Below are 19,741 nucleotides of genomic sequence, written 5' to 3' on the forward strand. Positions count from 1 at the left end.
AGCAAGCTTCTAAAACAACCCCGCTCGACTTGCATGTATTAGGCACGCCGCCAGCGTTCGTCCTGAGCCAGGATCAAACTCTCCATTAAAGACCAGCCGAAGCTGGTTTATAGAAAGAGCGATTCGCTCATTTTGAAACTGACGAGATAAAATATCTCTTTTTGCTCCAGCTCCGTTCAGCCTTGCGGCATATCCGAAACCTTCGCGATTTACTCACTCGTTGTTCAGTTTTCAAAGATCAAACCTTCATATTCTCTTACTTCGTTTCACCACCGCATCTCAGCGGCGACTTGATTAATATAACACACATTCGGGATTTAAGTCAACACTTTTTTTAAAATTATTTTTCAATTTCATTTCAGCGTTATTCTCACAAAAAAATTCCCGGGCTTTATGGGCCGAGAATTAATATATCACATTATTGAATTCCCCGTCAACTGTATTTTAAAATAAAAGCATTTTTCGCTTACCCTTGCCAAAATGCTCCGCATATTAAACAATTGTTGTTTCTTGATTAAATTCTATACACACTCACATAGCCTGTCCGAACAATATCATTTTCAATCCCAGTAAAAGTGCAATTCCGGGCAACCCCAGTACCGTTACAGCTCCCATCGTCACCGGATTAATTGGGATATACACCTGCGTGACCCACCCCGAATAATTAATGACATACAGCGCAATTGCCGCCAGAGCCATATGTGCCCCAAGCACAGTAAGCCAGCCGATACCCAGACGTTTTTTGAGAATTAGATATGACAGCACCACAACGCAAGCAATCAGAACAAGCCAGACAGCACCTCTCATTCGGCTCTCCGTTTATGAACGCGGCCTGAGTCATTCGCATACCCCGGTTCATCTGCGGGTAGGTGGAAACGATGCAACCCTTGCTGTTTGGCACATTTTAAATGTATCTGATATTTACGCTCCGCAGCTTCCAAAACAAAAATGGCATAGTCGATTTCGTCCTCGCCTGTAGCTTCATGAAATAACCGATGCGCTCTTAGCCATTCCGCGTGCGAAGCCCGAATCTGGGCAAACAACTCCTGACGATGCCCTGCTTCCGACTTGTCGTGCTCTTGTCGACGAAAATTTTGCTTCACCCGTTCCCACATCCATTCATCCTCCTCACAAGCTGAATTATGTTCACAGTCTGTAAGACTACCTTATTCATACTTATTTAACAGAGGACAAACTTAGAACAGGAACCATCTATACCAGCCATACATCACAAAATAAAAAGGAGCCATAACGGCTCCCCAATGTGTCGAGAAAATCCATAGAATTTATCGTCACTAAAAAATATCTATAACGTATAGTTGTACTTATTAGTTCAGCTCTCTGCGGCCTTCTAGCGCTTTGGACAGTGTAACCTCATCGGCATACTCCAAATCCCCGCCTACCGGCAATCCGTGAGCAATACGAGTAACCTTGATTCCAAAAGGACGCACCAGTCTGGAAATGTACATGGCCGTCGCTTCTCCTTCAATGTTCGGATTCGTAGCCAAAATCAGCTCTTTGATGCGTTCATCACTGAGCCTGTTCAATAATTCCTTGAGCTTGATATCCTCAGGACCAATGCCCTCCATAGGAGAGATCGCCCCATGAAGCACATGGTAGGATCCATTAAACTCTTTGGTGCGCTCCATAGCTACCAGATCCTTGGAATCCTGAACAACACAAATGGCAGAAGCATCCCTCGTCTTATCCTGGCAGATCCGACAAGGGTCCGTGTCCGTAATATTGCCACAGACGGAACAAAAGTGAAGATTGCGTTTCACATTGACCAGTGCTTTGGCAAAATCAATCACATCGTCTTCCTTCATTTTCAGTACGTGAAAAGCCAAACGGGCGGCCGTCTTCGGCCCCACTCCCGGCAGGCGTGTAAATGCATCAATCAGCTTTGCAATCGGCTCCGGATAATACAATAGTGTGTTTCTCCTTTATGCACAGTCTAGAACAAGCCTGGAATTTTCATACCGCCTGTAAATTTACCCATATCATCGTTAGCCAGTTCATCTGCTTTGGACAAAGCATCGTTGACCGCAGTCAACACGAGATCTTGCAGCATTTCTACATCATCAGGATCTACAGCTTCCGGTTTGATTGTAATGGAAAGCACTTTTTTATGTCCGTTTACCTCTACAGTCACAACACCGCCGCCGGAAGTACCTTCAATTACTTTTCCGCCAAGCTCCTCTTGGGCTTTCAGCATTTGCTCCTGCATTTTTTTCACTTGCTTCATCATTTGGTTCATATTGTTCATTTCAATCATCTCCTTTAATGAAGTATACATCCAGACACTTTGATTCTAATCCTTTATAACTACCAGATCTTCCCCGAAAAGTTCAATAGCTTCATCAATCCAGGGCTCCTTGGGCTTCCCCCGCGCGTCATGCTCCGGCTCCAGTTGGAATTCTTCGGCAGGCTGGTCGGGGACTCCTTCAATTGCAGCATTCCAATCCTTTTGCATCATCGTCACCAGACGATAGGGATGGCCCAACTGTTCGTGCAGAACCTTCTCAATGACCTGCTTATTAGCAGGCTTTTCAGTAGTTTCACGGTGAATGTTGTTCTTAAACGCCACAAGTACACTATCCTCTAATACAGAAACTGGCTCGCCGTCCATAAACCATGCATGAACTGTGACTTTCGCTTCTTTGACTCCCTGCAAAATTTGGCTCCACTTACGCCCCGCTGCCGCAAATGCCTCTCCCGACTTCTCAGCGATATAGCGATCTAGCTGCGAAGGAAGCTTGACTGGCGCAGAAATCCGCGGAGCGGGAGCGCGCCCCCCAGGAGCCTGACGGCTCCCCGACGATGCATCCTGCCCTGCCCCGGCAGCCAATCCGCCTTGCAACGCGCGTTCCAGCTTCTTCTCCAGCTCGGCAAGCTGGCGCTTCAAAACGGCTACATCTTCCTGATTGGCAGCGGCAGCGCCGGAATGCTGTGCGGTTGGCTGAGCAGCGGCTCCAGTTGCTCCAGGAATGCTGCACAGCTTCAATAGAGCCACCTCAAACAAGGTTTGCGGCTGAACGGCATACTTCATCTCGCTTTGATAGCGATTAAGGGTGTCGATCATCCCAAAGAGTTGCTCCTTGGTAAAAGCCTCTGCCACTTCCTTGAACCGCTCTGGCTCCAGCACTCGCTCTGTCATTTTAGTTGCCTGCGGCACCATCTTAATCATAAGCAGATCCCTGAAATAGTACAGCAGATTTTCCATACATTTATCTGCGCTTTTACCTTCTTGCATAAAGTTCTCGATCATTTGGAGCACCGTGCCCACGTCTTCTTTCAGCAACGCCAAGGCAAGCTTACCAAATTGCTCGGACGCAATGCCTCCCGTCATATCCAGCACCTGCTGATAGGTAACCCGACCGTCTGTAAACGAGGATATCTGATCCAAAACGCTAACCGCGTCTCGCATCCCACCATCTGAAAGACGCGCAATGTACTGCAGTGCATCCGCATCAGCCTGTATGTTCTCCTGTCGACATATTAGATCAAGCCGTTCTGTCTGCTCTTCCAACGATACCCGGCGGAAGTCAAAACGCTGACAACGCGAAATAATCGTCGCAGGGATCCGATGTGGTTCTGTCGTGGCCAATATGAACATCACGTGTGGCGGCGGCTCTTCCAGCGTCTTAAGTAGCGCATTGAACGCTTCCGTCGTCAGCATGTGCACTTCATCAATGATATAAACCTTGTGCCGTACTTCCGTCGGCGCATATTTGACTTTATCGCGCAAATCACGAATCTCTTCAACGCCCCGGTTGGAGGCTGCGTCAATCTCCTGTACATCCATGACCGCTCCGGCCGTGATCCGTTTACAGGCTTCGCATTCGTTGCAAGGCTCCAGCGCCGGTCCATGCTCACAGTTAATTGCCTTGGCCAAAATTTTGGCCGCACTCGTCTTACCTGTTCCTCGCGGACCGCTGAACAGGTAGGCATGGGACGTGCGATTTTCGCGGATGGCATTCTGCAATGTCTGGATAATATGCTGTTGTCCTACCATGTCCTTGAACGACTGAGGCCGCCAAGCACGGTACAACGCTATATGTTCCAAGGCGCGTTACCCTCTTTCCCATTCACTTTCATGAACATTAATGTTCACTTCATTATACTATACTCCCGTCCGAATCTAAACCGGACACCTTCCAATTTATAAACACAAAAAAACATCTTCGCAATGACTGCCAAGATGTTCTAATTCCTAATATATACCGTGCACCTGTTATTGATCGTTGTGATCCGAGCGGCAATCCTGAACAACAACTCGGGCTAGGCCACCCTCCGGCACAAGAGTGAGCTCGCTTATGGCTGCTTCCTTCCGGACCTGACCAGGTTCACAAGTACTCATTGCGGAGGACCCAACCGTCAACATTGTGCGCAGGGACCAGCCTCACATCAACAACACCTCTAACAGGAATTCAACCTCGCTATAGCGGATTGCGAGTTACAGGGCACCGCTACCTCCCCATCTAGCACGGTGAAAATAAGTATATCTCAAGGCCGCACAAAAAGCAAACATCCACAACAAAAAGAGCCTTCTGCAATAGCAGAAGGCTCTAATAACTTTATAACCTGCGGTAATCGATTAGATACCGTATTTCTTTTTGAAACGATCCACACGGCCGCCAGCATCAAGGAATTTCTGCTTCCCTGTGAAGAATGGGTGGCAAGCGGAGCAAATCTCCACGCGCAGAGAACCTTTCACAGAACCGGTTTCGAACGTATTTCCGCAAGCACAAGTGACATTAGTTACGTTAAATTTCGGTTGAATAGCTTGTTGCATTGAACTTTCACCTCTTTCCGCCCTGAACGTCCTATCAGCCCAGAGTTGTATGAACACATGTTCACATTATAGCACCTGGATATGACCGTTTCAACAACTCTTTTGTGTATCCAAAAATGGTGTAAAACATGTGCAGTTCAACCCACTATTGACCGTTTTAGGCCTTGGCGAATTTGGGACGCGCCAGCCCTTGAGGCGGTACGTGGGTGTAAGACCCGATAACAACACCGGGCAGTTCCTCCCGGTAAATCTCAAGCATTTGCTTCATGCCAAGAATCTCTCCCTGGGCAGGTGGAATCAGCTCCAGATAGCTTTCAGGATCAATATTCAGGTTGCGCATCTGAATAAGCTTGAGCTTTGTGCGTTTGGCAAATTCAATCATCGCTTCGATTTCTTCCTCACGGTCTGTCACGCCCGGAAAAATCAAATAGTTAATCGACGTATATACACCCTGCTCGGAAGCATAACGAAGTGATTTTTCCACATTGGCTAATGTGTAACCACGCGGCTTGTAATACGCATTGTAATGATCGTCCAGCGCGCTAATCGTGCTGACCCGCATCAGATCAAGTCCAGCATCTACGATTCCCCGGATATGATCGTTCAATCCTGCATTCGTATTAATATTGATGTATCCCATATCTGTAACGGAACGGACCTCTTTGATCGATTCTATAATCAACTTGGCCTGAGTAGAAGGCTCACCTTCACACCCTTGACCAAAACTAATAATGGACTCCGGTGTTTTCAAATGCTCCAACATGACTTCCACAATCTCATCGACATGAGGGCGGAAGTTCATTCTCGTCTGAGGGGATACAAAACCACTGTCATCCGGCTGTTCCGATATGCAGCCAAAGCATCCGGCATTACAAGAGTAAGATACTGGAACTCCACCCTCCCAGCGATTCAGGAACGTGTTCGAGGAGGTAAGGCACTCATAGCCTAAGGCACAGTTGGACAAATGTTGGTAAAGCCGATTTTCCGGGTACCGCTCTGTCATCCGCTGCACGCCCTGTTTTACCTCGTGACGATCACAGTTTTCCGGATTCCATTTGGACGGATTATCACTCCGCTCTGCCGTTACATAGAAGGCTCCATCTTTCCAGACCACGGCCGAATAGCCGAACAAGGGGAGCTTGTACTCCTTATCGGTCTTCACATACCCTGGCAGGCACAAGCGTGTAAAGCCTTGAGGTAACAAGGCCCCCACTGCCTGCATATCACCTGGCAAGGAAACCATTTCCCCGGATTCAGGATTCATACCGACCGGGCGTGTGTTGGGCAGACTCACCAGCGTAGCTCCTTCCGGTAGCGGAATAAGCTCATCTTCCATGATTTCGACAATCATGTCCGCACTGCGGGCAAGCCCATACAAAGAAGCATGATCATATACATTGCCTTGTTCGTCGGCATACACCAAATACATTGTGGGGCTCCTTTCGTTCCGTCAAGCGCACGCCTGAAACAAACTGAACCGTGACGGCTGCCTGCTTGAGGGAACAGATAAATACCTATCGTGGAAATTACGATTAGCCATAGGCCGATCATTGTTATTCAAGACAGCTATGCTGCTGGTTTTAGTTGGTTGAAGCAGGAACCGATGCTGCAGTGGAACGCGTGGTTCTCCGTTGCGGAGTGCTTGAGCTGCTTTGTGATCCACTGGACGGTGCCGTTGTATCAAACGAGGCCAAAAACTCTGCGTTGTTGCTGCTGTTCCGCAATTTTTTTAGGAAACCTTCCACAAAATCGTGGCTTTCCGTCATATTTTTACGAATGGCCCAAATGGTATCCAATTCTTCCTTACCTAACAACATTTCCTCACGCCGGGTACCGGAGCGACGAATATCAATAGCCGGGAATATGCGGCGTTCCGCAAGCTTGCGGTCCAAATGAAGCTCCATGTTGCCTGTGCTTTTAAACTCTTCATAGATAATGTCATCCATCCGCGATCCCGTATCAATGAGCGCTGTGGCTAAAATGGTAAGACTTCCGCCCTCTTCCACATTCCGCGCCGCACCAAAAAAACGTTTCGGACGGTGGAATGCTCCTGGATCAATCCCCCCACTAAGCGTACGACCGGAAGCTGGAATAACCAAGTTGTAGGCACGTGCAAGACGAGTAATGCTATCCAGCAGGATAACCACGTCTTTTTTATGCTCTACGAGGCGAAGGGCACGCTCTAGAACCAATTCCACTACCTTGATATGATTCTCAGGCAGTTCATCAAAAGTGGAAGCAACAACTTCACCTTTAACAGAACGCTGCATGTCGGTCACTTCTTCCGGACGTTCATCAATCAACAAGACAAACAGCTCAATCTCGGGATTGTTGGTAGAAATGCTATTGGCAATTTCTTTGAGGAGAAGTGTCTTACCAGCTTTGGGAGGTGCCACAATGAGTCCACGCTGTCCAAGTCCGACAGGGGCCAGTATATCCATTATTCTCGTAGACAAATTATTGGGGGTAGTTTCAAGAACTAACTTGGTTTGTGGGTAAAGTGCAGTCAGTGCAGGAAAGTGTAACCGCTCAGCAGCTTGTTCAGGACTTCTTCCATTGACGGCGTTAACTTGAAGCAATCCAAAATATCGTTCATTCTCTTTCGGAGTCCGGCATTTACCGGATACTAGATCGCCTGTTCTCAAGTCAAACTTGCGGATTTGTGAAGCAGAGATGTAAATATCTTCGGTACTCGGGAGATAATTGATCGGCCTCAGAAAGCCGTAACCTTCAGGAAGTATTTCCAGAACCCCCTGCATAAACATCAATCCGCTCTTCTCGGCTTGTGCACGCAGGATGGCAAAAACTAATTCTTTCTTCTTAAGCGTTCCGTAGTACGGGATCTGGTATTGCTTGGCCAGCTTGTACAGATCGGTCAGCTTCATTTCTTCCAGATCGGAAATTTGCAGATCCATATAATAACCACCTATTCAATTATTAAGTCCATTCAAAACTAAATGATAGACAATGATATCGTAAACGTCATTAACATAATTTTAACCAAAAAAAATAAATTTATGCAGCCATCTGCTTGGATTATACCGAATTATTTCAGTTTTCCGATAAAAGATTGTTAGGTGTGAACCTATATCTTGTATCATGCAGCGGCTGCATAGAACCTATCCATTCTATTGTTCATCCGTTCCGAGAGTTCAAAAAATGTACGAAGTTTGTTATTCTGCCTGTCGCCATACGTCCGCGCCCAAAAGACGAAGATTGGAGACAAGATGATCATAACCACGGTCGATGTATTCGACACCTGACACCTCGGTTACGCCTTCACTTACCGTAAGTCCGGCGATGACAAGCGCTGCACCAGCACGCAGATCGGCCGCTTTGACTCTAGCCGCATTTAGCTTGCCGCCCTCAATAATAGCCGTACGACCTTCCACGCGGATTTTAGCCCCCATTCGCAAAAGTTCTGGGACGTGTTTAAAACGATTGCTATAAACAAAATCGCTCAGTACACTAACCCCTTGCGCCTGAGTAAGCAAACTGGTCATAGGAGATTGCAAGTCCGTGGCAAACCCGGGGTAAATTAAGGCTTTAACATCAACATGCTCATATGAAAGCGAGCCCAGTACACGAATGCTTTCATCATATTCCTCTATACCGATACCCATTTCCTGCATTTTTGCAGTCAGGGCCTCCATGTGCTTGGGAATTACGTTGTCAATCAAAACATTACCACGAGTGGCCGCAGCAGCAATCATATATGTGCCCGCTTGTATGCGGTCAGGTATGATGGAGTGACGGCAGCCATGTAGCTCGGACACACCTTCAATCCGGATCGTTTCCGTTCCGGCACCCTTAATAATGGCTCCCATGGAGTTTAGCAAGGTTGCTACATCTATAATCTCAGGCTCTTTAGCCGCATTTTCGATAATTGTGGCGCCTTTGGCACGTGCAGCCGCCAGCATAATGTTAATCGTAGCTCCTACACTGCTGACATCCAAATAAATCTTGGTACCGCGCAGCTCTTTGGCATGCAAATGAATAGCACCGTGCTCATTCGTAACCGTAGCACCCAGTGCTTCAAAACCTTTGATATGCTGATCAATGGGCCGAGGTTCAAAATTACACCCTCCTGGCAAGCCGATGATCGCTTCCTTGAAGCGGCCTAGCATGGCTCCCATCATATAATAGGATGCTCGTAATTTCTTAACAGGTCCATTCGGCATAGGAATGGATTTAATGGAGGATGGATCTATTCTCATCTGGCTGCCTTCCCAGGCAACAGTTGCACCAAGTTCCTCCAGTATTTCGGAATACACCGCCACATCACTCAACAGCGGCAAATTGTCCAAAATGACTTCCGACTCTGCCAAAATGGCGGCGGGAATCAAGGCGATGGCACTGTTTTTGGCACCGCTGATGGAAACTGTGCCTTGAAGCGGCCGTCCACCGGTGATCATCAATTTTTCCATAAGCTTGAGGGTCCCCCTACTTGTTTTGCAGTCGGTCAAATAATAAACTTTCAACTTTTTGGTGGTTAAAATGGAAAGACACCGGCTAAGCGGTGTGCTTTCCAGGTCAAACTATTCAACTGAACAGATTCAAATCTCCTGTGCAGAACTACAATTACAATTACAATCAAGAGATACATTGACCATGCAGATGCACGGTAAACCACCTTATTCTTACGCTTGGTTGTTGGAACCGAACTCACGGATTTTACCGATAACGGCTTGTTTAATCGCTTCACGACCTGGAGCGATAAATGTACGTGGGTCATAAGCATTCGGTTTCTCAGCAAGCACTTCACGAACCACTTTCGCGAACGCGATTTGGTTCTCAGTGTTTACATTGATCTTGGAAGTTCCCAGCGAGATTGCTTTTTTGATGTCATGCGTTGGGATACCAGTGCCACCATGCAGAACGAGTGGAAGTTTGATTGCATTGCAAATCTCTTCCATTTCTTTGAAGCCAAGGTTCGGCTCACCTTTGTAAGGTCCATGAACGGAACCCAGTGCTGGAGCCAGTGTGTCGATACCTGTTTCGTTAACGATACGCAGACAGTCGTCAAGCTTAGCGTACATTACGTCACCTACAACATCATCCTCTTGACCGCCAACCATTCCAACTTCAGCTTCAACGGAAACGCCTTTGGAATGAGCATATTCAACCACTTTCATCGTTGTTGCAATGTTGGTGTCGATTGGGCTGTGGGAATCATCAATCATAACGGATGTGAAACCAGCGTCGATAGCTTCTTTACATTTTTCAAAGCTGGAACCGTGGTCCAAATGGATCGCAACCGGGACTGTAATTTTCATGTCATGCATAAGACCTTCTACCATTTTAACAACAGTGTAGAAACCCCCCATGTGACGCGCTGCGCCTTCAGATACGCCCAGGATTACCGGGGATTTTTCTTCTTCAGCAGCGCCCAGAATAGCTTGAGTCCACTCCAGGTTGTTAATGTTGTACTGACCTACCGCGTATTTTCCTTCAAGTGCTTTGTTCAACATGTCTGTCATAGATACTAATGGCATGGTTAGAGTCCTCCTAAGGGTCTTTGGGTTTATCTATATTTTAGCCGACATCACATACGGGCTTATTATACCACAACCCATGTTAAATACTAAACAAGCTTTTGCACATCAACACATACGAAAATCACGCCCAGGACGCCGTTTTTTCATAGAATTGTATAAGGAAAGGATTTAATTTAAGTATTTCCCATAAACACAAACAAAAAACCCTGTTGTGTTAACAGAGTTTTCAACCAAAGTGACTCGCTTCATCGCCCCTGAGTTGCTTGTTTACGGCGATTCGTATTTCATCAATATCAAAGGGCTTCGTAAAGTGCATGAGTGCTCCCAGTTCCGTCGCCTCTTTAATCATGTCCAGCTCTCCATAAGCTGTCATCATAATAACCTTGATATCGGGATTCATGGTTTTTAGATGCTTCAAGATTTCAAGTCCGTCCATACCCGGAATTTTCATATCGAGCAGAACCAGATCAGGCGGTTCCTTTTCAACAATTTCAAGTGCAATTTTTCCGTTTGCTGCCTGAAAGGTCTCGTAACCCTCACTTCCGAACACTTCCATCAGCAAAATTCGTATTCCATTCTGGTCATCGACGATTAACACTTTTTTCTTTTCCAATGTTTTAACCTCCTAAGATCTTAAAACGAGGATCATGCAGCTATTGCCATAACAGCGTCCGATGACGTACAATATCCGTCCCATACCCTAAACTATATTCGCTCCTGCAAAAAGAAAATCCTTCTCTTGTACATAATTGTGGAATATTCTTTCATAATCAGGAAGCGTGGAATAGAAAAAAGACCTCCCTGAGGAGGTCTTACAGGCCGCAGCATTAGCCTTGAAGCTGCAATGCCGCCTTAACAAATTCACGGAACAACGGCTGTGGACGGTTCGGACGGGAAGTGAATTCCGGATGGAATTGTACCGCCAGGAACCATGGATGCTCAGGCAGTTCCACAATTTCCACCAAACGTCCGTCCGGTGAAGTACCAGTAATGCGAAGACCTGCTTTTTCAATAACTTCACGATATTCGTTATTGAATTCATACCGATGACGGTGTCTCTCATATACCAGCTCATCGTTGTAACAAGCCGAAGCCAGCGAACCCTCCGTCAGTTTGCACGGATACAATCCGAGACGCATCGTGCCACCCATATCTTCGATGTCCTTTTGGTCAGGCAGCAAGTCGATGACCGGGTAATCCGTAGCGGGATTGATTTCCGAGCTGTTGGCTCCTTCGAGACCAGCCAAGGAACGGGCAACCTCAATGACAGATACCTGCATACCAAGACAAATACCGAAGAACGGGATTTTCTGTTCGCGCGCATAACGAATGGTGCTGATTTTACCTTCAATTCCGCGATCGCCGAAACCACCTGGTACGAGAATACCGCCAATGCCGCCCAGCATGTCCGCTACGTTCTCGTCCGTTACTTCCTCTGCGTTCACCCAACGGATTTTCACATCCGCATTGGCATCAAATCCAGCGTGCGAAAGGGATTCGACCACACTTAAATAAGCATCATGCAGTGCAACGTATTTACCAACAATGGCGATTTCAACCGTTTTATCCAGCTTTCTGATCCGTTCAACAAGCCCTTCCCACTCCGTCATATCCGGTGCAGGTGTTGTCAGCTTGAGGTGATTGACTACAATCTCGTCCAAGCCTTCTTCACGAAGGTTCAATGGAACCTCGTACAAAGTCGACGCATCGCGGCATTCTACTACTGCGTTAGCATCAATATCGCAGAACAGCGCGATTTTGGCCTTCATATCGGAGGAAAGTTCATGCTCTGTACGGCAAACAATGACATTCGGCTGAATGCCGATGCTGCGTAGTTCTTTTACACTGTGCTGAGTTGGTTTGGTTTTAACCTCACCAGCAGCTTTAATATAAGGAATGAGGGTTACGTGAATGTACATTACATTCTCACGTCCAACCTCACTTTTGAGCTGACGGATCGCTTCCAAAAATGGCAAGCTCTCGATATCGCCCACAGTACCGCCGATTTCTGTGATAATTACGTCCGAACCTGCTTCACGGCCAGCACGATATACACGCTCCTTGATTTCGTTCGTAATATGAGGAATGACCTGCACCGTACCACCCAAATACTCCCCGCGACGCTCTTTGCTGATTACGCTGGAGTATACTTTGCCTGTCGTGACATTGCTGTTCTTGGACAGATTAATATCAATAAAGCGCTCATAGTGTCCCAAGTCGAGATCCGTTTCCGCACCGTCATCCGTTACAAACACTTCACCGTGCTGGTAAGGACTCATGGTCCCCGGATCGACATTAAGGTAAGGATCGAATTTTTGAATCGTTACCTTCAGTCCCCTGTTCTTCAAAAGCCTTCCCAGTGAAGCTGCCGTAATCCCTTTGCCCAAGGAAGACACAACCCCGCCTGTCACAAAAATATACTTTGTCACTGTTTAAAACCCTCCTAAATAAAGTCCAAAATTCAGGCGACATTATGATGTTATCGTAACCCGTTTACACGGATTATCATCCATGAAGAAGGCAGCGGAATCATTTTCCATGCCCGCCGCCCTTAGCCCTCTTTCATGAGTGCAAACACCCTATAAAAAAAAAAAAGCACTCCCGTAGTACGGGGCACTTTTATACAAAAAGCAAACATATAAGTGAATCAATCATAAGCCCAAGCAATAGTTTACCCCGTGTCCAATCCGCTGTCAAGGGAGTTATCTGTGTTCATTTGCCCATTGAACAAAATTAGAGGGAATCCATCTGAAAGCTTCAAATCAGAAGGCAGTTTCAAGAAAATGGTCATGAAAAAGGGGAGAATACATCTCCCCTTACAGCCTGATCTTAACGAAGCGAATCATCGTCTTCTTCCGTCGACTCGTCGTCATTTTCATCTTCTGTATCTTCCTCATCACTGAGGTCTTCATCGTCTATAACCACGTCTTCATCACTATCATCATCTTCACCGTCGAACAGCTCTTCTTCGCCATCCTCGTCTTCACTGTCTGCATCGAAGTCGTCATCGGCGCTGTAAGCTTCTTCTTCCTCACGATAGTCCTCTTCGTCGTCATCGTCTTCGTCATTAATAATACGAGGACGCTTGGCGCCTGTCAGAGTGTCTTCGGATTTATCCACTGGATACCAACGCTTCAAGCCCCACAGATTCGTACCGACACAGGCGAAACGCCCGTCAATGTTGATTTCAGTATATAGCTGGGCGATAACGTCATTAATTTCTTCGTCGGACATGCCGCGCAATTTGGCAACTTCATTCATCAGGTCACGGTAATAATATGGAGTATTGGCCGCTTTCAATACCATAAATGCCAAATCCACCATTGGAGTCTCGTTTACTTTCTCCGGGTCAATCTTCAAGTTGAGTGGGGTACTCACCTAGGGACACTTCCTCTCACGCGTAATTCACAAGAACATGTTTCAGAGCATACACGATACATGCAATACTAACATATCCATTATCAAAACTAAGTAAAACCTATTTGGAAGCAAATTGCAAGTTAATCATGGGTATCCGTACAATTTGCAGTAGTATGCCTTGAACAAGGCGGCGCACGTTAAAAAGACGGGGTCCCCCCCGCCTTTCGACTGTACCCGCTCCGGGAGAAGTCCCCCAAAGTTGTTGCACAAGAGCTTATGCCCTCCTATGTATCGTATGTGTCCACGATCACTTTGACACGACAAGCAGGCCTATTTCCATAAAAAAGAGGCAGGTTTCCCATGCCGCCGCTGACGCTTGCTCATACAATACCTCAGCATGGCTCATCGGAGGGGGACTGTCTCAAATGGACTATCCGGGTTTTTTGCAGCGTTTGCACGAGGGAATTTCGGAGCCATCCGGCAGTGGAAGGCACAAACAGATCATTACGTTCGATAAGCCTCATCAATACCGGGAATGCCTGTCCTATCTCAGGAAGCTGAAACCCGAGCTTGCGGGATTGCGGCAAGTACAATCGGCTCGACTGATTCGCGCTCTGATCGCCCCGCTTCCAGGGGGAGACAGGCTGGGCAAATATCACAACGGTCTTACCGTTGAAGAAGATACGCGCATGAGGGTACATGGAGGAGCGGTTCACATGCCGAGGAGGGAGAAAAACCTGCCCATGCCGTGGGGGGTGAAGCAGGTACGGGCATACAAGGCTTGGCCTTTCTCTACAGGAAACCGAGTCAGGATTGGTGTGATCGACACGGGAGCGGATTTCCAACATCCTGATCTTCGGCATTCTCTCGCCAGAGGCATCAATTTGCTTAACCGGACTATGCTGCCCTATGACGATAACGGTCATGGCACTCACATTGCCGGCACCATCGCAGCATCTAACTATGATGAGGGCATGGTCGGTGTAGCACCACAGGCGCTGATTCATCCTGTAAAAGCGTTTGACCATAACGGGGCCGCCTACGTCTCGGATATTATTCTCGGCATCGACTGGTGTGTATTGAATCGTGTCGATATCATCAATATGAGCTTCGGCATGAAATCACGCAGCAAGGCGCTGCTTGATATGGTGAACAAAGCGTATCAAAACGGTATCGTGATCGTAGCTTCCTCGGGAAACGAGGGTAAGCGCCGGAGTATTGACTACCCGGCACGCTATTCCCAAACCATTTCAGTCGGAGCTACCGATAAATACAGACGCATCGCGTCTTTCAGCAACCGTGGACAATTCGTAGACGTGTACGCGCCGGGTGAAAAGATCATTTCCTCATGGATACACGGTAAGCATCACGAAATGAGCGGTACGTCTATGGCTACTTCCCATGTGACCGGAAGCATTGCCCTGCTCCTTTCACTGAGACCGGAGATGGAGCCTGGAGAAATCAAAGCACTACTCAAGCGTACCGCTACACCGCTGCGCCTTCTTAAAAGCACGGGGCGCAACTCTATATCAACGAAACTTGGAGAAGTCGATGCCTTCCGACTGATGCAGGAGGGTACGAAATAACGGATGAAATAAATGAATTACATCTAAGCGTTTAACGTCGCACCCGGCTCCAAAGAGTGAATGGCTTTTACAGAGCTTTCGTGTTCGGTCTGTTTTCTGACCCGTTTTTTGATTTGTACAATCCAGCAGATGTTTACCAAAAGAACCGCTTGAAGCATGTCCCGTCAAAAGTACACCGTTATGATTACTTTTTCCGCTACCTTCGCCATCCCCCGCACTCGGCGGATGATCTAATAGATACTGATAGTACCAGCGTGCCCGTGGCGAATCCATCATGCCATCCCCGGTTACGATCATAACCGCAGCATTCTGTTCCAGCAGCCGCAATCGCTCCGCAGCATCACGAGGCACAAAGATCCGGCCACTGTGCAGCACATGACCACCAGAAGACAATATCTGTTCCATCCCGGCCCGCAGCCGCTCCAGCTTCACAGCCTGCGGGTCTATATCCATGCCATAGGCATTATCCATATCGCCTTCTCGGCTCCCATCCGATCCAAATTTTACCTGTCGTCCCCTGGAACAGCTCGACCTTCACTCCGCTTTGCGCCTCATACCCCGCTACCAGCTTTTTCACCAGCCTGTCCGGGCCTGCGCTGTAGACAACCAGCTTCTGATCGGTCGGTCCGGCTTGTCCTGCTGATCCACTTGATCCTGGCGAGTGTGAACTGGTACTGATCTGCGCACCTGATCACCCGCTCGCAAGCGAAACCGATTTAACACCCGAGCGCATCGCTTCTTTCTTCTTCGTGCTGCACGGCAAAGATTCCAGCACACGCCAAATGAACGACCAATGGCTGGAGCATAGCGGACGCCGCCTTCCCTCTTATCTGGAGCTGGATTCGCTGGAGGCGATCAAGCAGGCGGTCATGCTGGGAGAAAATGTCTCTTTCGTCTCCCGCATAGCTGTGCAGTCCGAGGTCGAACGCGGGATGCTGGTCATATGGCCCATTCCCGGGCCAGCGTGGGGAGCAGTACATTTATATGGTCAACAATAAGGACCGCCACCGCTCGGCGCTAATCCGTCAATTTGCTGAATATTTAGCATGGAACTAAGATTAAATCTTACCTTTAATATAGAAATTATGTTATTATTTAAACTAAATACCAGCTTGCCTTGACATACGACTGACAATACACCCGTAAAGTGTAGCGTGTACCCCCATTCGGACGAACAGGAGATGATTGGATGAAAACTGGTCTTCGTATCACCAAAGCTTTATCGGTACTAACCCTGAGTGCAGTGCTGCTTGTAACGGGGTGGAATGGTGTCGAGTCTGCACAGGCTGCTGCCAATGCCACACCAAGCTATGAGGTAAAGCTGCTGCTGAATACAGCTCAGGTCCTCAATGCGGACGGTTCTTTGAAAAGCAGCGTAGCCAACGAGTTTCAAATTAGTGAAGATGCGCAACGATTGAGCATCGAATATTTTGACACGGATCAACTGCAATTGAACAACGAGGGCTGGAACGTAAGATTTCGCAAAAAAGAGGATAAAAAGAATTATGAATTAACCTACAAAAAACGGTACACGGTCACGAACGGAGATATCAACGCGGCTCTCACCCAAGCGAATAAAGAAGGCTTCAGCGCATCCGACGATAACTACGATGCTGAGGTGGATTGGGGTTATAGCAAACAGACACTGAGCTTTTCCAATGATAAAAAAACGAGCGCTTCCAAAGGATTAACTCTTCCTTCTCCGGGTCAGGCGTTAAAGCAACTACTGAACAATCTTCCGGGCAAGCTGCAAAACTGGAAAAGCAGCAATTGGGGCAAACAAACCCTGGCTGACTCCAGAGTGCGCGGCCCTGTACAGGTCAGCAAATATGAAGGTAGCTTTCAAGGATTGGATGCTGACATTGAAGTCTGGCCTATCCGCAGTGCGAACGGATCAGGTACAGATACCATCATTGAAATCTCCTTCAAAACCTCGGACTACAGCGTTGCCTCCAGCAATCGCACCAAGCTGATCCATCTGCTGCAATCCAAAGGATGGCTGGTTCCTGCAGATTCCCTGAAAACAAATTTGGTGCTGGAACGCTACTAAGCTGCTCGAACAAAAAAAAGGAACCGCACGTGCCACCCTGCTGGGGATGGTACGGACGGTTCCTTTTATCGTTAAAGTGGTTGGCTTACATGCGTTCCGGTGCAGACACGCCTACCAGCTTCAGCACGTTGGCAATGGTAGTGCGTACCGCGCCAAACAGCGCCAAACGGGCCTGCGTTTGAGCGGCATCCTCAGTGATAACGCGTTCTGCCTTATAGTAGCTGTGGAACAACGATGCCAGCTCGTAGACGTAACGAATCATCCGGTGTGGCGCAAAGTTCGCAGCCGCTACCGATATTTCCTCCGGCAACTCGCCTATTTTGCGCAACAGGTCGTATTCATGCTCAGCCGTCAGTTTGGACAGATCAACCTCTGCCAACGGCAGTACGGCAATGCCCTGCTCCTCAGCTTGACGGTATACGCTGCACGCCCGCGCGTGGGCATACTGTACATAGAATACCGGATTTTCATTGGAAGTGGAAATCGCCAAATCCATGTCAAAATCCAAATGCGAATCCATGCTGCGCATCGTGAAGAAGTAACGGATCGCGTCCACGCCCACTTCTTCCATCAGGTCTTCCATCGTCACGGCCTTGCCGGTACGTTTGGACATTTTCACCTTTTCCCCGTTTTGGAACAGGCTGACCATTTGGGCAATCAGCACTTTGAGCTTATCCGGGTCATTGCCCAGTGCTTCCATAGCTGCTTTCATCCGTGGAATGTAGCCGTGGTGATCCGCTCCCCAAATGTTGATGATCGTGTCATACCCACGGGCGTATTTGTCGCGATGGTAAGCGATATCCGGGGTCAGGTACGTGTATGTACCGTCATTTTTGATCAAGACACGGTCTTTATCGTCGCCGTACTTGGTTGTGTTCAGCCATGTAGCTCCGTCCTTCTCGTAGATCTCCTCACGGTCACGCAGCTCACTCAGCGCTTTAAGCACTTCACCGTTTTCATACAACGATGTTTCACTGAACCAGGAGTCAAAAGGTACACGGAACAGCTCCAGATCACGCTTGATCTTGTTCAGTTCCTTTTCCAGGCCGTAGTCACGGAAATAGGCGGCGCGGTCGCCCGGTGTCAAAGACAGTAGGGAATCGCCCTTCTCAGCCACCAGCTCCTTGGCAAACCCGATGATGTCCTCACCGTGATACCCGTCCTCCGGCATCTCCGCAGGCTGTCCCAGCTCTTGCAAATAACGCGCCTCAATCGAGCGGCTCATGTTGTAAATTTGGTTACCCGCATCATTAATGTAGTATTCACGCGTTACTTTGTATCCGGCAAAATCAAGCACGTTGCAGAGGGCATCCCCTACTGCCGCACCGCGCGCATGGCCCAAGTGCAGGCTACCTGTCGGGTTCGCACTGACAAACTCGATTTGCACCTTTTTGCCGGCACCTTCCTGCACACGTCCGTAATCTACTCCCTGCTCCTGCACTTGCTGAATAACAGCATAGAGGTAGCTCTTGTTCAGACGGAAGTTAATAAAGCCCGGTCCGGCAATTTCCGCACTTTCAATCGAAGCGGCAGCCAAGTCCATATTCGCGATCAAATCTTCTGCAATTTGACGCGGGTTTTTCTTCGCAACGCGGGTGAGCTGCATCGCAGCGTTGGTAGCCAAATCACCGTGCGACTTGTCCTTCGGCACCTCCAGCGTGATCGTCGGCAGCTCTTCGCGGCTCACGATTCCGGTAGCCAGTACTGCTGCCTCGATCGCTGAGGTCACCTTTTGATTAATGAGTTCCAGTGGATTACTTGTCATGATTGTTGCTCCTCCTGTATATGCAAACTGATGGCAAAATGCCCCGAGAAATCCTCAAATACGTACAGATCATAAGTCCAGCTCACATGTCCGGTAAGTCCGTCCATTCGAATATCGAGCTTCTGCGTATGCGCAGACATGTTCAGGCTTAAATAAGGCGAGCGGTAAAATCCCGGCAATCTTCGCCCCAGCGCAAATGACTGCTCCGACTGGACCTCGCCGTGACGGATCAGCTTCAACTCATCCGGTCCGATTTTGACTGTATTCCGTGTCGTTCCGCCCTCAGGCCCCTCTTGCGGCTCATCGTACCTTATATATAGATGCTTCCCACGCATGATGGCTTCTCCGGGAAGCTCCTGCACCAAATCTTCTCCGTCGTGATGACTATGAAGACGAATTTGGACCTTTGCATTGTGTGGCATGTGTTCAAACTCCATTCTATTGCTATCCTACTGTACTACTATATCCAGTTCCCGTTTGCAATTCAAATGAGATTTTACAAAAAGATGCTTTCATCCACAAAAAACAACTACCGTGGAGTGACTCCATCGGGGGCTTGGCTAAAGCTTCGTGTTTCCCTCATGAATTTCAAACTTTACGCCCGCATAGGTTTTGTGGAATTCGGAAAGCCTGTCTTTCATCAGGGCTACGCCGGAAGAAGAAACGGACATATGGTTCAGCATATGC

20 protein-coding genes, 1 rRNA gene, 1 other RNA gene and 2 pseudogenes are annotated in these 19,741 nt (G+C 48.1%); 3 read left to right on the forward strand and 21 right to left on the reverse strand.

The genetic code is table 11. From position 1 onward, the window contains the following. The 16 genes from ACWGOO_RS19865 to ACWGOO_RS19940 all read right to left on the reverse strand — a co-directional run. A 16S ribosomal RNA gene (locus ACWGOO_RS19865) occupies positions 1 to 89 on the reverse strand; the annotation flags it as partial. 442 nt (positions 90 to 531) lie between these two features. Beyond that, positions 532 to 807, reverse strand: a complete 276-nt coding sequence (locus ACWGOO_RS19870; protein ID WP_452486240.1) for a pro-sigmaK processing inhibitor BofA family protein — start codon at positions 805 to 807, stop codon at positions 532 to 534. Further along, positions 804 to 1,115, reverse strand: coding sequence for a DUF2508 family protein (locus tag ACWGOO_RS19875; RefSeq protein ID WP_452486242.1), 312 nt, complete (start codon positions 1,113 to 1,115; stop codon positions 804 to 806). The genes ACWGOO_RS19870 and ACWGOO_RS19875 overlap by 4 nt, the downstream gene beginning before the upstream one ends. Before the next feature lie 213 nt (positions 1,116 to 1,328). Next, the gene (gene recR / locus ACWGOO_RS19880; protein ID WP_452486244.1) at positions 1,329 to 1,928 is read right to left on the reverse strand and encodes a recombination mediator RecR; all 600 of its coding nucleotides are present in this window, start codon (positions 1,926 to 1,928) and stop codon (positions 1,329 to 1,331) included. Between the two features lie 26 nt (positions 1,929 to 1,954). Then, entirely contained in the window at positions 1,955 to 2,266 is a 312-nt protein-coding gene (locus ACWGOO_RS19885) for a YbaB/EbfC family nucleoid-associated protein (RefSeq protein WP_013308226.1), read from the reverse strand. Positions 2,267 to 2,311: 45 nt separating this feature from the next. Continuing rightward, positions 2,312 to 4,066, reverse strand: a complete 1,755-nt coding sequence (gene dnaX, locus ACWGOO_RS19890; RefSeq protein ID WP_452486246.1) for a DNA polymerase III subunit gamma/tau — start codon at positions 4,064 to 4,066, stop codon at positions 2,312 to 2,314. Positions 4,067 to 4,223: 157 nt separating this feature from the next. Beyond that, positions 4,224 to 4,490, reverse strand: an RNA gene (ffs, locus tag ACWGOO_RS19895) — signal recognition particle sRNA large type. Between the two features lie 107 nt (positions 4,491 to 4,597). Then, positions 4,598 to 4,795, reverse strand: a complete 198-nt coding sequence (gene rpmE, locus ACWGOO_RS19900) for a 50S ribosomal protein L31 (RefSeq protein WP_134911660.1) — start codon at positions 4,793 to 4,795, stop codon at positions 4,598 to 4,600. Between the two features lie 157 nt (positions 4,796 to 4,952). Further along, positions 4,953 to 6,224 carry a radical SAM protein gene (locus ACWGOO_RS19905; RefSeq protein WP_452486248.1) on the reverse strand — a complete coding sequence of 424 codons (1,272 nt, stop codon included), beginning with the start codon at positions 6,222 to 6,224 and terminating at the stop codon, positions 4,953 to 4,955. Between the two features lie 151 nt (positions 6,225 to 6,375). Further along, positions 6,376 to 7,710 (reverse strand): transcription termination factor Rho, encoded by a 1,335-nt coding sequence (gene rho, locus ACWGOO_RS19910; protein ID WP_025683196.1) that lies wholly within the window; start codon positions 7,708 to 7,710, stop codon positions 6,376 to 6,378. A 258-nt stretch (positions 7,711 to 7,968) separates the two neighbouring features. Beyond that, positions 7,969 to 9,222: a UDP-N-acetylglucosamine 1-carboxyvinyltransferase gene (locus tag ACWGOO_RS19915; protein ID WP_452486250.1), complete on the reverse strand. Its 1,254-nt coding sequence runs from the start codon at positions 9,220 to 9,222 to the stop codon at positions 7,969 to 7,971. A 213-nt stretch (positions 9,223 to 9,435) separates the two neighbouring features. Then, positions 9,436 to 10,290, reverse strand: coding sequence for a class II fructose-1,6-bisphosphate aldolase (fba, locus tag ACWGOO_RS19920; RefSeq protein WP_452486252.1), 855 nt, complete (start codon positions 10,288 to 10,290; stop codon positions 9,436 to 9,438). A 229-nt stretch (positions 10,291 to 10,519) separates the two neighbouring features. Beyond that, positions 10,520 to 10,906: a response regulator gene (locus ACWGOO_RS19925; RefSeq protein WP_452486254.1), complete on the reverse strand. Its 387-nt coding sequence runs from the start codon at positions 10,904 to 10,906 to the stop codon at positions 10,520 to 10,522. A 214-nt stretch (positions 10,907 to 11,120) separates the two neighbouring features. Further along, complete coding sequence (locus ACWGOO_RS19930) at positions 11,121 to 12,722, reverse strand: CTP synthase (protein ID WP_452486256.1); 1,602 nt, start codon at positions 12,720 to 12,722, stop codon at positions 11,121 to 11,123. 400 nt (positions 12,723 to 13,122) lie between these two features. After that, the gene (gene rpoE, locus ACWGOO_RS19935; RefSeq protein WP_452486258.1) at positions 13,123 to 13,671 is read right to left on the reverse strand and encodes a DNA-directed RNA polymerase subunit delta; all 549 of its coding nucleotides are present in this window, start codon (positions 13,669 to 13,671) and stop codon (positions 13,123 to 13,125) included. Between the two features lie 100 nt (positions 13,672 to 13,771). Beyond that, positions 13,772 to 13,921 carry a hypothetical protein gene (locus tag ACWGOO_RS19940; protein ID WP_452486260.1) on the reverse strand — a complete coding sequence of 50 codons (150 nt, stop codon included), beginning with the start codon at positions 13,919 to 13,921 and terminating at the stop codon, positions 13,772 to 13,774. 157 nt (positions 13,922 to 14,078) lie between these two features. Between ACWGOO_RS19940 and ACWGOO_RS19945 the strand changes: the two genes are divergently transcribed. Next, positions 14,079 to 15,239, forward strand: a complete 1,161-nt coding sequence (locus ACWGOO_RS19945) for a S8 family peptidase (protein ID WP_452486262.1) — start codon at positions 14,079 to 14,081, stop codon at positions 15,237 to 15,239. Here ACWGOO_RS19945 and ACWGOO_RS19950 read toward each other — a convergent pair. Both ACWGOO_RS19950 and ACWGOO_RS19955 read right to left on the reverse strand, forming a co-directional pair. Further along, positions 15,183 to 15,710 (reverse strand): hypothetical protein, encoded by a 528-nt coding sequence (locus ACWGOO_RS19950; RefSeq protein ID WP_452486264.1) that lies wholly within the window; start codon positions 15,708 to 15,710, stop codon positions 15,183 to 15,185. The two genes, ACWGOO_RS19945 and ACWGOO_RS19950, sit on opposite strands and share 57 nt — an antisense overlap. 28 nt (positions 15,711 to 15,738) lie before the next feature. Next, positions 15,739 to 15,891: pseudogene (locus ACWGOO_RS19955) on the reverse strand (ABC transporter substrate-binding protein); the annotation flags it as partial. Positions 15,892 to 15,916: 25 nt separating this feature from the next. Between ACWGOO_RS19955 and ACWGOO_RS19960 the strand changes: the two are divergent. Continuing rightward, the gene (locus tag ACWGOO_RS19960) at positions 15,917 to 16,237 is read left to right on the forward strand and encodes a LysR substrate-binding domain-containing protein (protein ID WP_452486347.1); all 321 of its coding nucleotides are present in this window, start codon (positions 15,917 to 15,919) and stop codon (positions 16,235 to 16,237) included. A 191-nt stretch (positions 16,238 to 16,428) separates the two neighbouring features. Further along, positions 16,429 to 17,289: a hypothetical protein gene (locus tag ACWGOO_RS19965; protein WP_452486266.1), complete on the forward strand. Its 861-nt coding sequence runs from the start codon at positions 16,429 to 16,431 to the stop codon at positions 17,287 to 17,289. An 85-nt stretch (positions 17,290 to 17,374) separates the two neighbouring features. Here ACWGOO_RS19965 and argS read toward each other — a convergent pair whose 3' ends face one another. The 3 genes and pseudogenes from argS to ACWGOO_RS19980 all read right to left on the reverse strand — a co-directional run. Beyond that, on the reverse strand, positions 17,375 to 19,054 hold the full coding sequence (argS, locus tag ACWGOO_RS19970) for an arginine--tRNA ligase (RefSeq protein ID WP_452486268.1): 1,680 nt from the start codon (positions 19,052 to 19,054) through the stop codon (positions 17,375 to 17,377). Then, entirely contained in the window at positions 19,051 to 19,491 is a 441-nt protein-coding gene (locus ACWGOO_RS19975) for a DUF1934 domain-containing protein (protein ID WP_452486270.1), read from the reverse strand. Before ACWGOO_RS19975 ends, argS begins: the two co-directional genes overlap by 4 nt. Positions 19,492 to 19,623: 132 nt before the next feature. Further along, a pseudogene (locus ACWGOO_RS19980) lies at positions 19,624 to 19,722 on the reverse strand (LysR family transcriptional regulator); the annotation flags it as partial. Positions 19,723 to 19,741: the final 19 nt, after the last annotated feature.

This window comes from Paenibacillus sp. NPDC055715, from assembly GCF_053617595.1.

Excerpts from the sequence above, each read along its gene's own strand:
- ACWGOO_RS19915 (WP_452486250.1), bottom strand. The coding sequence starts at position 9,222 with ATGGAAAAATTGATGATCACCGGTGGACGGCCGCTTCAAGGCACAGTT.
- ACWGOO_RS19945 (WP_452486262.1), top strand. The coding sequence starts at position 14,079 with ATGGACTATCCGGGTTTTTTGCAGCGTTTGCACGAGGGAATTTCGGAG.
- rho (WP_025683196.1), bottom strand. The coding sequence starts at position 7,710 with ATGGATCTGCAAATTTCCGATCTGGAAGAAATGAAGCTGACCGATCTG.
- ACWGOO_RS19870 (WP_452486240.1), bottom strand. The coding sequence starts at position 807 with ATGAGAGGTGCTGTCTGGCTTGTTCTGATTGCTTGCGTTGTGGTGCTG.
- ACWGOO_RS19875 (WP_452486242.1), bottom strand. The coding sequence starts at position 1,115 with ATGTGGGAACGGGTGAAGCAAAATTTTCGTCGACAAGAGCACGACAAG.
- rpmE (WP_134911660.1), bottom strand. The coding sequence starts at position 4,795 with ATGCAACAAGCTATTCAACCGAAATTTAACGTAACTAATGTCACTTGT.
- fba (WP_452486252.1), bottom strand. The coding sequence starts at position 10,290 with ATGCCATTAGTATCTATGACAGACATGTTGAACAAAGCACTTGAAGGA.
- ACWGOO_RS19905 (WP_452486248.1), bottom strand. The coding sequence starts at position 6,224 with ATGTATTTGGTGTATGCCGACGAACAAGGCAATGTATATGATCATGCT.
- ACWGOO_RS19975 (WP_452486270.1), bottom strand. The coding sequence starts at position 19,491 with ATGGAGTTTGAACACATGCCACACAATGCAAAGGTCCAAATTCGTCTT.
- argS (WP_452486268.1), bottom strand. The coding sequence starts at position 19,054 with ATGACAAGTAATCCACTGGAACTCATTAATCAAAAGGTGACCTCAGCG.
- ACWGOO_RS19885 (WP_013308226.1), bottom strand. The coding sequence starts at position 2,266 with ATGAACAATATGAACCAAATGATGAAGCAAGTGAAAAAAATGCAGGAG.
- ACWGOO_RS19950 (WP_452486264.1), bottom strand. The coding sequence starts at position 15,710 with ATGGATAATGCCTATGGCATGGATATAGACCCGCAGGCTGTGAAGCTG.
- ACWGOO_RS19965 (WP_452486266.1), top strand. The coding sequence starts at position 16,429 with ATGAAAACTGGTCTTCGTATCACCAAAGCTTTATCGGTACTAACCCTG.